Genomic DNA, 11983 nt, shown 5'->3' on the forward strand with positions numbered 1-11983 from the left:
TCGCCGCTGGAACCGGAGCACTTCGTGGCACACGGCGATGAGATCCTTCGCTTCGCTCAGGATGACATGAGGGCTGCGCCCACACGAGGTGATCACACCTCGATCGTGCCGCTCATCATCGGCACGCAGCGACCGCCGATATAGGTGGCGACGATCTTGCCGGCTTTCTTCTCCGCGGCCGCCTCGAGGATGCTGGGACGGCCCATGTCGAAGCCCTGACCGATCGTCTTGGCGAGCGTGAGGTCGGTCTCGGGCCGGTAGTGGGCGAGCAGGCCGATCAGGGCGACGTTGGCGCCACCGGTCGCCGGATCCTCGGGGATGCCGTGCAACGGCGCGAACATGCGCGACTGGATCTCGACACCGTGCTCCTTGGCCGGCACGTAGAGGTGGATGCCGGTGATGCGGTCGCGCGGCAGATGGCGGGTGAAGACGTCGCCGCGCGGCGCTGCCGCCTTGAGCGCGCCGCGCGACACGAGCTCGACGAAGATCAGCGGGATGCCGCACGAGGCGATGCGCGGACGGTGCGTGTCGATCCGGATATCGGCCGGCTCGAGCGAGCAAGCCTCGGCGACCAGCTCGACCGGATGCTCCTCGCCCAGGGCGAGCGGCACCGGCGCTGCAAGGCGGGCTGCTACGACCGCACCGCCCTCGCGCATCAGATCCATGGCCACCAGACCGGCCTTTTCCTCGAACACCAGGCGGTCGCCCGAAAGCTTGCGGCCATGGCACTCGCCGGCGCGCGCCAGCACGAAGGCGGTGCCGACATTGGGATGGCCGGCGAACGGCATCTCGGCCTTGGGCGTGAAGATGCGGACCTCGGCGGTATGCCTGGCATCCTTGGGCGGCAGGACGAAGGTGGTTTCGGCGAGATTGAACTCGGCGGCGACCGCCTGCATCTGCTCGGTCGACAGGCTGCGGCCGTCGGTGACGACAGCCAGTGGATTGCCGCCGAATCGCCGATCGGTGAAGACGTCGACGGTGCTGAACGGGAGCTTCATGGGCCGGCACCCTAGCGGCTTGCCGCCCGCCGCTTGCGCGAGATTAACTCGGGCGCGCGAGGAAAAACCTTTGGCCTGCAAGCCCACCAGCTGGCTCGAGCAGCGGGCCGAGGAGGCGGGCTTTCATCAGGCAGTCCAGGAGCGCCATTCCGGGCAGCCGATTCCCGGCAGCAAGCCGCCGCGCGACAATTGAGGGGCGGCGACTGGGCCGCTAAGGTCCGCTCCCATGACCCAGATCTCCTACGACCACGGCGTATCGACCAAGAAGCTGATCGGCGAGACGATCGGCGCGTTCTTCGACCGCACCGTCGATACCTACCGCGAGCGCGAGGCCCTGGTGGTGCGGCAGCAGAACGTGCGCTGGAGCTGGGACGAGCTCGGCCGGCGGGTCGACGACCTTGCTGCCGGCCTGATGACGCTCGGGCTGGAGCGCGGCGATCGCGTCGGTATCTGGTCGCCCAACAACTCGGAATGGGCGCTGATCCAGTTCGCCACCGCCAAGGCGGGGCTGGTGCTGGTCAACGTCAACCCGGCCTACCGGCGGGCCGAGCTCGAGTACGCGATGAACAAGGTCGAGTGCAAGGCGCTGGTGCTGGCGCCGGCGCTCAAGACCTCGAACTATCTCGAGATCGCCTCCGACTTGGTGAAGGCGGGCAAGCTGCCGCTCTTGAAGCACATCATCCGGCTGGGCCGCGAGAAGACCCCAGGCATGCTCAATTTCGACGACATCGCCACGGCCGGCGGCAATGCCGAGAAGATGAAGCTCGCCGATCTCGGCCCCAAGCTGCAGTTCGACGACGCCATCAACATCCAGTTCACCTCGGGCACGACCGGTCATCCCAAGGGGGCGACGCTCAGCCACCACAATATCCTGAACAACGGCTTCTTCGTCGCCGAGGGGCTGAAGCTCACGCCCGCGGATCGGCTCTGCATCCCCGTGCCGCTCTACCATTGCTTCGGCATGGTGATGGGCAATCTCGGCTGCCTGACGCACGGCTCGACCATGGTCTATCCGGCCGAGGCCTTCGATCCTCTGGCGACCCTGCAGACCGTGGCCGAGGAACGCTGCACCGCCCTCTACGGCGTGCCGACCATGTTCATCGCCCAGCTCGACCATCCCGAGTTTGCCAAGTTCGACCTCAAGAGCCTGCGCACCGGAATCATGGCCGGCTCGCCCTGCCCGATCGAGGTGATGAAGAAGGTGCAGAGCCAGATGAACATGAGCGAGGTCACCATCGCCTACGGCATGACCGAGACCTCGCCGGTATCGACCCAGTGTGCGACCGACGATCCGGTCGAGCGGCGGGTCTCGACGGTCGGCCAGGTGCTGCCGCACATCGAGATCAAGATCGTCGACGCCGAGGGCAAGGCGGTGCCGCGCGGCGAGACCGGCGAGTTCTGCACCCGCGGCTATTCGGTGATGAAGGGCTACTGGAACGACGAGGACAAGACGCGCGAGGCGATCGACGAAGCCGGCTGGATGCGCACCGGCGACCTCGCGACCATGGACGAGCAGGGCTACGTCAACATCGTCGGCCGGCTGAAGGACATGGTGATCCGCGGCGGCGAGAACGTCTATCCGCGCGAGATCGAGGAGTTCCTCTATCGCCATCCCAAGATCCAGGACGTCCAGGTGATCGGTGTGCCCGACTCGCGCTACGGCGAGGAGATCTGCGCCTGGATCAAGCTGCACGACGGCAAGCAGGCGACCGCCGACGAGATCCGCGAGTTCTGCAAGGGCCAGATCGCCCATTACAAGATCCCGCGCTACATCGAGTTCGTCGGCGAATTCCCGATGACCATCACCGGCAAGATTCAGAAGTTCGTCATGCGCGAGCAGACGATCAGCAAGCTGGGCCTGAAGACCGAGAAGACGGCGTAGTTATCGTCTTCCGGACCACGAGCATTTCGCTCGCTCAGAGTCATGAGCAAGCGAGACCTTTCGGCAAGCTCAGGGCAGGCTGCTCGCGGTCCGGAAGACGATGACCCGTATCAGGCGTCGCGCAACTCGAGGCAGCGCTCGATGCGGACGAGCCGCTCATTCAGCCCGTCGATGGCAGGCTGCTGCTGGGCGTCCGCGGCCGCCAGGTTCCCAGCGAAACTTTCGATGTGATGGTCGACAAGGGCGGTCGCATCAAGGCTGGACCGCAATAGTCGCCATCAGTGGTCACCCGCAGGAGCGCATCTTTCGCCGGGAACGCACCACTCCGATGGCACTCATGGGATGTGTAATCAACAAGAAGAGCGCCATCGGAGTGCCGTGCTCCCGGCAATTCTCAGTCCGCCGCCGCCCGCTGCTCGATCGCCGCCGTCGCCGGCTTGTTGGCCTTGAGGAACGTCCTGATGTGGCGCACGGCCAGCGGGATCTTCTCCGGCACGTCCTTCCATGGATACATGCTGACCTGGGAATTGGGCGCCAGCATCGCCACCTCCATCGCCACCGCGTAGGGATGCGGCGGAACGTCGTCGGGCAGGACCAGGATCGGGATCTGGCAGGCGCGCACGAAATCGCGCGTCACGGTAAAGACAAAGTCGGCGTTGGCGCGATACATCTTGGCGAGGAACTGGCTCACCTGGTCGATGGTGATGTCGGGTCGGCGCGCGACCAGGGCGGGGCCCCAGTTGTTCATGTTGTTCTGGTAGAACTGGTCGGGCAGCTCCGGACGATGGCCGCTGGGCTGGGTCAGCACGGCGGCGACCACCCGGTTCGGCGCGCGCTTGATCAGGTTCCAGATGAACGGCTGGCCGATGCAGTAGCCCAGCACCATGAACTTATCGATGCCCAAGTGATCCATCAGGCCGATATGGTCGTCGGTGTAGGAATCCCACGGCCGGTCGATCTCAAGCGGGCCTGACGACTGGCCGGCATTGGCGTTGCGCAGGTCGGCGCCGATGCAGCGGAACCCGTCCTTGGCAAACTCCTTCATGGCGTTGAAGGGGTGGCTGGTGTCGAGACCGGCGATGGTCGAGTTGAGCCCGCCGCCCGGAATCACCAGCAGCGGAAAGCCTGAGCCCATCTCTTCGTAATGGATGCGGACTTTGCCTCTTTCATAGGTCGGCATGGCGCTTCCTCCTTGGCCAGGGCTCTTCAGCCCCAGACGATGTTTGCCACTTCCACGCAGCGGGCGAGTTTGGCCCGCATGTCGGCCTCGCTCAACGGATTTCCGGCCACCGTGCTGGCGAAACCGCATTGCGGGCTGATGCCGAGACGGTCGATAGCGACGTGGCGCGACGCCTCGTCGAGACGCCGCCGCAGCAGGTCGACCGGCTCGAGGGCCGGCACCTTGGAGCTGACGAGTCCCAGCACGACGCCCTTGTCGCGCGGCACATGGCGCAGCGGCGAAAAATCGCCGGCGCGCGGCGTGTCGTACTCCAGCAGGAAATGGCTCACCTCGGCGCGCTCGAACAGCTGCTCGGCGACGTCGTCGTAGCCGCCGCTCGACAGATAGCGGCCCCCGAAATTGCCGCGGCACATGTGGACCGCGAACACAAGACCGGGCGGTGCGTCCTCGACCGCCCGGTTCAGCGCCTCGACGTAGAGCGCGATCAGGCGCGTCGGATCGAGGCCGTCGCTGCGCACCAGCTCGCGCACCATGGGATCGCACAGCATGGCGAGCGCCACTTCGTCGAACTGGATATAGCGGCCGCCGGCGTGGGCGATGTCGGCGATCTCGGCGCGATAGATCGTCGCGAGCTCGGCGAAGTAGGCGTCGAGATCGGGATAGAGGCCGGGCTTGGCGAAGCCGCTGCCGGCATAGAAATGCAGGGTCGAGGGTGCCGGCATCGTCACCTTGACGACGCGTGAGGTGAGCGGCGCCACGAAGGCGACCTCGTCGGCGGCGAGTGGCACGGTGCGGCTGAGCGGCGCCTCGGCGATAGGCGCCGTGAAATCGATCTCGGCGCCAGAATCGTCGCGGAACTTGAAGCGTGCCGGACCGATCGCGAGACCCTGCAGGCGCTTGACGAAGCGTCCCCAGTAGGAGCCGCGACGGAACTCGCCGTCGTTGACGACCGGCAGGCCAACGTCCTCCTGCAACCTGACGGCGTTGCGGATCGCATGGTCCTGGATCGTGGCGAAGGTGTCGTCGTCGATGCGCCCTGCCGCGTGATCGCGGAATGCCTGCCGGAGCGCCGCCGGGCGCAACAGGCTGCCGACGTGATCAGCGCGGAAGGGAGGGATGCTCATGGTCTATCGGGCCGCGGGCGTTCCGGCCGCATACTCCCTTGTCATCCCGAGGCCGCAGGCCGAGGGATCTTTCGGGCCACAGGAAAGGCCCCTCCGCCTGCGGCCTCGGGATGACATCGGAGGTGAGGGGCGGTCCGACTGAACACGACACTCATCGCATCGTGCCCGTCAGCCGCTGCACGACGTCGAGCTGGATCGCCGCCGCCTGGACCATCTCGGCGATCGGCACCGATTCGTTGGCGGCGTGGCCCTGCGCGCCGGAACCGGGGCCGAAATTGATGATCTCGATGCCGTCGTCGGCATAGTAGCGGCCGTCGCTCACGCCGGTGGCGTTGAGGAATTTCACCTTGCGCCTGGTCTGCGCCTTCACCGCCGCCTCGAAGGCGGCGACGGCGGCGCCGTTCTCCGGGGCAAAGAAGCCGTTTGTGCCGGTCAGGAACTCGACGGTGTAGAGCTTGCGCGGCTCGCCCGCGCCGTCGACCACGCGCTTCAGCTCCTTGAAGGCGTCCTTCACCTTCTCGTCGGGCAGCAGGCGACGATCGATCTCGACCGTGCAGGCCGACGGCACGACGTTGGTGTTGTGCCCGCCATGGAACATGCCGATGTTCACGGTCGACTTCATCGCGCCGGCGACGCGCTTGGGCAGAACCTTGTCGTAGTGCGCCTGCAGCGCGCCCACGAGGCGCATCATGCGCAGGATGGCGTTGTCGCCGGCCGACGGGTTGCCGGCGTGCGCGGCCTTGCCCCGGGTGGTGATGCGGGCCCACATCACGCCGCGCTCGGCCACGATCAGGTTGTTCTCGGTCTGCGCGCCCAGGATCAGCGCGTCGGGCCGCACGCGGCCGGAGTCGCGCAGGAACGACATGCCGTCGGGTCCGAGATTTTCCTCGTCGGCCACGAAGGTGAAGATCAGCTCGCCCTTGGCCGGCCCGCCGCGGCGCGCGATCTCCTCCGCCAGCCAGATCTGCACCGCCATGCTGCCCTTGCAGTTGCCGGCGCCGAGCCCGTAGACCAGCCCGCCCTTGACCAGCGCCTTGAACGGATCGCTGCGCCAGTTGGCGCGTTCGCCGATGCCCACCGTGTCGACATGGGCGTTGAAGGCGACGACCGGTCCCTTCGCCTTGCCCTTGAGCCGCGCCACGATGTTGTCGACGCCCTTGGTCTTGGCTGCGACCTCGACCTTGTAGCCAGCCTTCTTCAGGCGCTTCGCCGCATAGGCGCAGATCTCGACCGACGTGCCGGGCGGGTAGGGACTCGGCAGCGCGATCAGATCGGACAGGATAGCGATGAGTTCGGAGGCGGGTTTCTTGGGCACGGAAGATGGTTCCTTTGAGGATCGTGTTGAGTGGCCCCACATCGTGGCAACCAAAACACCTCATGCTGAGGAGCGAGCGCAGCGAGTGTCTCGAAGCATGGGCAATCGGCACCGTGCCTGATCCCCATCCTTCGAGACGCGCCCTGCGGGCGCTCCTCAGGATGAGGTGACTTTGGGTCGATGCAAGTCTTTGAACATCACCGATTCGCCAGCTCGGCCAGCACCTCGACCAGCACGCGGGTGCCGGCGGCGAGGTCGGCGGGCGTGGCGTTCTCGATCTCGTTGTGGCTGATGCCGCGCTCGCACGGCACGAAGATCATGCCGGCGGGGCAGAGCTTGGCGATGTGCATGGCGTCGTGGCCGGCGCCCGAGGGCATGTCCATGTGGCTGAGGCCGAGCGCACCTGCCTTGTCGCGCACCAGGTCGATGACGCGCGGGTCGAAGTCGGTCGGTGCCACGGCCGTCACGCGCTCGATCCGTGCGGCGCACGGCGCCGCGCGCCCGGCGACGATATCGCGCAGTTTCTTCTCGTGCGATTCGAGCACGGCATCCTGCGGATGGCGCATGTCGATGGTGAAGGTGGCTTTGCCAGGGACGGTGTTGGGCGAGCCGGGCTGGACCTCGACCCGGCCGATGGTGAAGCGCAGCGTGTCGTCGGCGTCGGTCGTCGCCTCGTACATGGCCGCGGCGATGCGCGTGGCCGCCGCGAACGCGTCCTTGCGGGCGGCGCGCGGCGTGGTGCCGGCGTGCGCCTCCTCGCCGTCGGTCTCGACGATGTAGCGCCGGCTGCCCTGGATGCCGGTAACGACGCCGATCGTCGTGCTGGCGTTCTCCAGCCGCGGGCCCTGCTCGATATGCGCCTCGATATAATAGTCGAGCGCGAAGCCCGGCTCGCCGCCGCGCATCGGCGCCGGCGCGGCGCCGAGCGTCTCGGCCAGCGCATCGGCGAGCTTCACGCCTTTCCAGTCCTTGGCGGCCAACATGTCGTCGAGCCGGTATTGGCCGGCGAAGACGGCCGAGCCCATGGCGCCGGGCTGGAAGCGCGAGCCTTCCTCGTTGGTCCAGGCGACGGCGATGACGGGCCGCCGGGTCGTGACGCCGGCATCCTCCAGCGCCTCGAGCGCCTCGAAGGCGGCCAGCACGCCGTACATGCCGTCGAAGCGGCCGCCGGTCGGCTGGCTGTCCATGTGCGAGCCGCTCAGCACGGGCCGGGCAGCCGGATCGCTGCCCTCGCGGCGCACGAAGAGGTTGCCGATGGCATCGGTCGAAATCGAGAAGCCGCGCGCCTTGGCCCAGGCGGCGAGCTGGTTGCGGGCGGCGGCGTCCTCGGGCGACAACGCCTGGCGGTTGACGCCGCCCTTGGGCGTGCCGCCGAGCTTCGCCATGTCGGCATGCCGCTGCCACAGACGATCTTCGCGCACTGCGTTCGCCAACGCGCTCATGCTGTCTCCCCGACCTTGTCCGGCGAGCTATAGCGGCGGCATAGTTGCTCTTCAATCGTCGGCGTTTTCCGGGGGATTCCACCATGCACAGCCATCTCGACCGCGACTTCCTGGGCTACGGCCCCAACACCCCCGATCCGCAATGGCCCGGCGAGGCGCGAATCGCCGTCAGCTTCGTGCTGAACTACGAGGAGGGCGGCGAGAACAACATCCTGAACGGCGATGCCGCCTCCGAGGTGTTCCTCACCGAGACGCCCGGCGGCACGCCGATCCAGGGCAGCCGCGACCTGTCGACCGAGTCGATGTTCGAGTACGGCAGCCGCGCCGGTTTCTGGCGCATCCTGCGCCTGTTCGCCGAACGCAACATGCGCTTCACGTCATGGGCGGTCGGCCGCGCGCTGGAGCTCAATCCGATCGCCGGCAAGGCGATGGCCCAGGCCGGTCACGAGGTGGCGAGCCATGGCTGGCGCTGGATCAACTACAAGGACTTCACCCTGGAGCAGGAGCTCCAGCACATGCGCCGCGCGGTCAAGGCGATCGTCGACACCGCCGGCAAGCCGCCGGTCGGCTGGTACACCGGTCGCTTCGGCATGCACACGCTGGCGGCCGTGATCAAGCACGGTGGCTTCCTGTACTCGAGCGACTCCTACTCGGACGACCTGCCCTACTGGGTGAGCGTCGACGGCATGCCGCACCTGATCGTGCCCTACACGCTGGAGGTGAACGACATGAAGTTCGCCGTGCCGCCCGGCTACACGGCCGGCGACGGCTGGCTGCAGGCGATGAAGGACAGCTTCGACCTGCTCTACGCCGAAGGCGCGCGCAGCCCCAAGATGATGTCGATCGGCCTGCACTGCCGCCTGTGCGGCCGGCCGAGCCGCGCCGCCACCCTGGCCCGCTTCCTCGACTACGTCGCCTCCAAGCCCAAGGTCTGGGTGGCAACCCGCGAGGAGATCGCCCGTCACTGGATGAAGGTGCATCCGGCGCAGGGGTGAGTTCGGACACCTCCCCAGCTTCGCTGGGGAGGTGTCGCCGTCTTACGGCGACGGAGGGGTCATGGGCCGGGAGCGCGCCTCTCCGTGGCGCTCATGCTCATCTTCGATCCGCAATCGGTGTGTCCGCTATCCCTTGAGCGCCACGGAGTGGCGCGCTCCCGGCCATGAGCCCATGACCCCTCCGTCCGCGATTACGCGGACACCTCCCCAGCTTCGCTGGGGAGGGCGAAGTGAGATCTACCCGCCCAGCATCCCGCTGACCCAGCTCTCGATGCCGGCGGCGTCCATCATGCCGGATTGCCGGCCGATCTCGCGACCGTGCTTGAACAGGATCAGGGTCGGGATGCCGCGGATGCCGAACTGGCCGGCGAGCGGCTGCTCGTCGTCGGTGTTGATCTTGGCCAGGCGCACCGTGGGCTCGAGACGGCCGGCCGCCTTCTCGAAGTGCGGCGCCATCGCCTTGCACGGGCCGCACCACGGTGCCCAGAAATCGACCAGCAGCGGGATGTCGCTCTTCACCGCATGCGGGTCGAAGCTCGTCGCATCGAGCGCCACGGGATGGCCGGAGAACAAGGGCGACTTGCAGTGGCCGCATTTGCCGCCGCTGGCAAGCTTGTCGCGCGGCGCGCGGTTCAGGGTATTGCACGAGGGGCAGGCGACGATGAGCGATTCGGTCATGGTTTCACCTCTGTCTTGCTGCCAACAAGTCGCCAGGCGACGGCAGGTTCCTGTCGTCTCGCCACGTTGGCCAGACGGGATCATGCCCTGTCGTATGCAACGAGACGACCATGGTAAACGATGCCTCATGACTGCCGCGCTCCACCAGATCCCTACCTCCACGACGCTCGTCCTGCGCGCGCTGGCGCGCTTCCCCGACCGCATGGCCTTCGTCTGGGACGGCGGCAGCCTGACCTACCGCGGCGCCTTCGACCTGATCGGCCGGCTGCAGGCGGCCATGGTCGTGGCCGGCCTGAAGAAGGGGCAGACCGCGGCCTTCCTCAGCGCCAACAGCGCCGAGACCTGGTGCGCCGGCGTGGCGAGCAGCGGTCTCGGCCTTGTCTCGACCTGGCTGCATCCGCTCGGCGCACTCGCCGACCATCTCGACGTCATCGAGGATTCGGGCGCCACGGCGCTGATCGTCGATCCGCGCACCCACGGGGCGCGCGGCGCCGAGCTCGCGGCCAAGGCGGCTGATCGCCTCGAAATTGTGCTCACCATGGGCAAGGCCGATTTCGGCCGCGACGTGATGTTGGCCGGCGAGGCGATCGGCGCTGCCACGCCGGTCGACGTCAGCCATCCCGACGATTACGCGATCCTCAACTACACCGGCGGTACAACCGGCAAGTCGAAGGGTGCGATCCGCCGCCATCGCTCGAGCGTGGCCTCGACCCTGGCGATCGCCGCCGACTTCGAGTTTCCCGCCACGCCGCGCTATCTCGCCGCGGCGCCGATCACCCATGTCTCGGGCACCAAGGTGGTGCCCTCGCTGCTGCGCGGCGGCACCGTGCATCTGCTGAAGGGCTTCGATCCAGAGAAGTTCCTCGCCACTATCGAGCGCGAGCGCATCAACTTCACCTTGATGGTGCCGACGATGATCTACGTGCTGCTGGATCATCCCGGGCTCGACAGGACCGACCTGTCGTCGCTCGAGCTCATCCTCTATGGCGCCTCGCCGATGTCGCCGACACGGCTGGTCGAGGGGCTGGAGCGGATCGGTCCGGTGTTCAGCCAGCTCTACGGCCAGACCGAATGCTATCCGGTGAGCGTGCTGCGCCGGGTCGATCACGATGCGGCGCGGCCCGAGCTGTTCGCCTCGTGCGGCTTCCCCGTCGCCGCCTGCAGCGTCAGCCTGCGCAACGAGGCCAACGAGGAGGTGGCGCCGGGCGAGGCGGGCGAGATCTGCGTGCGCGGGCCGCATGCCATGGAACGCTACTGGAAGCGCCCCGAGCAGACCGAGGAGGCCTTCGCCGGCGGTTGGCTGCATACCGGCGACATCGCGCGCGCCGACGAGCGCGGCTACCTCTATATAGTCGATCGCAAGAAGGACATGATCGTCTCGGGCGGCTTCAACATCTATCCACGCGAGGTCGAGGACGCTCTGTCCTCGCATCCCGATGTCGCCATGGCAGCAGTGATCGGCGTGCCGCACGAAAAATGGGGCGAGGCGGTGACCGCCCTGATTGTGAGGAAGGCGGGCACTCAACCCGCGGCCGATGCCTTGATGCAGCACGTCCGCGAACGCAAGGGCGGCGCACACACGCCGAAGCAGATCGAGTTCGTCGAAGCGCTGCCTCTCACCGCAGTTGGCAAGGTCGACAAGAAAGTGCTGCGTGCGAAATACTGGAGCGGCCAGTCACGACAGGTCGGTTGATCGCGCGCCTTGCGTGAATCTTCACGACGATCACCAAAAGAGCTCATCCAGGTTCATGACGCGTTCCCGCTTCGGTCTCGTTGTGCGGGCAACGATGTGGATTTTGTGGGTTTACCTCGTGTTGCGAATCGTGGGAACACTGACCGGTGGTGACAAGAATATCCTCGACCATCGGTCTCGCAACGACCGCCCTCGCTCTGTGCGCCTGCAAGCCGCAAGAGCAACCCATGAACCTCGTGTCGTACTCGATGCACGACGCGCTCAAATCGGAGATCGACGAGCGCAAGGACGAGATGATGCGTCAGCTCGCCCATTGCGAGTCGGGCGGCTCGGGTCCGTCCGATCGGCCGATCTACGGCGGCCGCGGTACGTATCTCGGTCGCTTCCAGTTCTCGGTGACCACGGTGATCAATTACCAGCGTCGACGCGACGGCACCCAGCTCAATGGCCGCGAAGCCGCCGAGCTGGCGCACGACTACGAGCGTGCCATGGATCTGGCGAAGTACATGATCTTCGAGCTCGAGGAGCCGTATCACTGGCCACTGTGCTCGCGAAAGATCGGCCTGCGCGATCAGATGGCCCACATCAAGATCCTGTCGATGCAGGCCCAGGTGCGGTGACACGCCGGGCCTCGGACAAGGGGAAAGGTCCCTCGCTGCGCTCAGGATGACAACAA

At 66.7% G+C, this 11983-nt stretch carries 11 protein-coding genes; 5 read left to right on the forward strand and 6 right to left on the reverse strand.

Features of this window, described 5'->3' with window-relative positions; all coding sequences use genetic code 11:
- Nucleotides 1-92 precede the first annotated feature (92 nt).
- Nucleotides 93-998 (reverse strand): PhzF family phenazine biosynthesis protein, encoded by a 906-nt coding sequence (locus ACILR9_RS19350; protein ID WP_395711592.1) that lies wholly within the window; start codon nt 996-998, stop codon nt 93-95.
- A gap of 70 nt (nt 999-1068) precedes the next feature.
- Here ACILR9_RS19350 and ACILR9_RS19355 point away from each other — a divergent pair, with 70 nt between their 5' ends.
- Nucleotides 1069-1191 carry a hypothetical protein gene (locus ACILR9_RS19355; RefSeq protein ID WP_395711593.1) on the forward strand — a complete coding sequence of 41 codons (123 nt, stop codon included), beginning with the start codon at nt 1069-1071 and terminating at the stop codon, nt 1189-1191.
- 33 nt (nt 1192-1224) lie between these two features.
- On the forward strand, nt 1225-2880 hold the full coding sequence (locus tag ACILR9_RS19360; protein ID WP_395711594.1) for an AMP-binding protein: 1656 nt from the start codon (nt 1225-1227) through the stop codon (nt 2878-2880).
- A gap of 394 nt (nt 2881-3274) precedes the next feature.
- Here the strand turns inward: ACILR9_RS19360 and ACILR9_RS19365 are convergent, their stop codons facing one another.
- From ACILR9_RS19365 to ACILR9_RS19380, 4 genes are all read right to left on the reverse strand, one after another.
- Nucleotides 3275-4060, reverse strand: a complete 786-nt coding sequence (locus ACILR9_RS19365; protein ID WP_395711595.1) for an alpha/beta fold hydrolase — start codon at nt 4058-4060, stop codon at nt 3275-3277.
- Nucleotides 4061-4086: 26 nt separating this feature from the next.
- Entirely contained in the window at nt 4087-5184 is a 1098-nt protein-coding gene (locus tag ACILR9_RS19370; protein WP_395711596.1) for a cobalamin-independent methionine synthase II family protein, read from the reverse strand.
- 151 nt (nt 5185-5335) lie between these two features.
- Nucleotides 5336-6499: a M20 family metallopeptidase gene (locus tag ACILR9_RS19375; protein WP_395711597.1), complete on the reverse strand. Its 1164-nt coding sequence runs from the start codon at nt 6497-6499 to the stop codon at nt 5336-5338.
- Between the two features lie 197 nt (nt 6500-6696).
- Nucleotides 6697-7941 (reverse strand): Zn-dependent hydrolase, encoded by a 1245-nt coding sequence (locus tag ACILR9_RS19380; RefSeq protein ID WP_395711598.1) that lies wholly within the window; start codon nt 7939-7941, stop codon nt 6697-6699.
- An 83-nt stretch (nt 7942-8024) separates the two neighbouring features.
- On the opposite strand from ACILR9_RS19380, the gene puuE reads away from it, so the two are divergent.
- Complete coding sequence (gene puuE / locus ACILR9_RS19385; protein ID WP_395711599.1) at nt 8025-8936, forward strand: allantoinase PuuE; 912 nt, start codon at nt 8025-8027, stop codon at nt 8934-8936.
- A gap of 237 nt (nt 8937-9173) precedes the next feature.
- On the opposite strand, the gene trxC is transcribed toward puuE, so the two are convergent.
- A complete protein-coding gene (gene trxC / locus ACILR9_RS19390) occupies nt 9174-9614 on the reverse strand; it encodes a thioredoxin TrxC (RefSeq protein ID WP_395711600.1) in 441 nt (146 codons plus the stop codon).
- A gap of 127 nt (nt 9615-9741) precedes the next feature.
- Between trxC and ACILR9_RS19395 the strand changes: the two genes are divergently transcribed.
- Nucleotides 9742-11307 (forward strand): AMP-binding protein, encoded by a 1566-nt coding sequence (locus ACILR9_RS19395; protein ID WP_395711601.1) that lies wholly within the window; start codon nt 9742-9744, stop codon nt 11305-11307.
- 227 nt (nt 11308-11534) lie between these two features.
- The gene (locus tag ACILR9_RS19400) at nt 11535-11927 is read left to right on the forward strand and encodes a hypothetical protein (protein ID WP_395711602.1); all 393 of its coding nucleotides are present in this window, start codon (nt 11535-11537) and stop codon (nt 11925-11927) included.
- Nucleotides 11928-11983: the final 56 nt, after the last annotated feature.

It is taken from the genome of Reyranella sp. (assembly GCF_044224635.1).
Lineage (GTDB): Bacteria > Pseudomonadota > Alphaproteobacteria > Reyranellales > Reyranellaceae > Reyranella.

What these genes read in the sequence shown, in the direction of transcription:
- ACILR9_RS19350 (WP_395711592.1), bottom strand. Translation starts at nt 998, where the DNA reads ATGAAGCTCCCGTTCAGCACCGTCGACGTCTTCACCGATCGGCGATTC.
- ACILR9_RS19360 (WP_395711594.1), top strand. Translation starts at nt 1,225, where the DNA reads ATGACCCAGATCTCCTACGACCACGGCGTATCGACCAAGAAGCTGATC.
- ACILR9_RS19365 (WP_395711595.1), bottom strand. Translation starts at nt 4,060, where the DNA reads ATGCCGACCTATGAAAGAGGCAAAGTCCGCATCCATTACGAAGAGATG.
- ACILR9_RS19370 (WP_395711596.1), bottom strand. Translation starts at nt 5,184, where the DNA reads ATGAGCATCCCTCCCTTCCGCGCTGATCACGTCGGCAGCCTGTTGCGC.
- ACILR9_RS19380 (WP_395711598.1), bottom strand. Translation starts at nt 7,941, where the DNA reads ATGAGCGCGTTGGCGAACGCAGTGCGCGAAGATCGTCTGTGGCAGCGG.
- puuE (WP_395711599.1), top strand. Translation starts at nt 8,025, where the DNA reads ATGCACAGCCATCTCGACCGCGACTTCCTGGGCTACGGCCCCAACACC.
- trxC (WP_395711600.1), bottom strand. Translation starts at nt 9,614, where the DNA reads ATGACCGAATCGCTCATCGTCGCCTGCCCCTCGTGCAATACCCTGAAC.
- ACILR9_RS19395 (WP_395711601.1), top strand. Translation starts at nt 9,742, where the DNA reads ATGACTGCCGCGCTCCACCAGATCCCTACCTCCACGACGCTCGTCCTG.
- ACILR9_RS19400 (WP_395711602.1), top strand. Translation starts at nt 11,535, where the DNA reads ATGAACCTCGTGTCGTACTCGATGCACGACGCGCTCAAATCGGAGATC.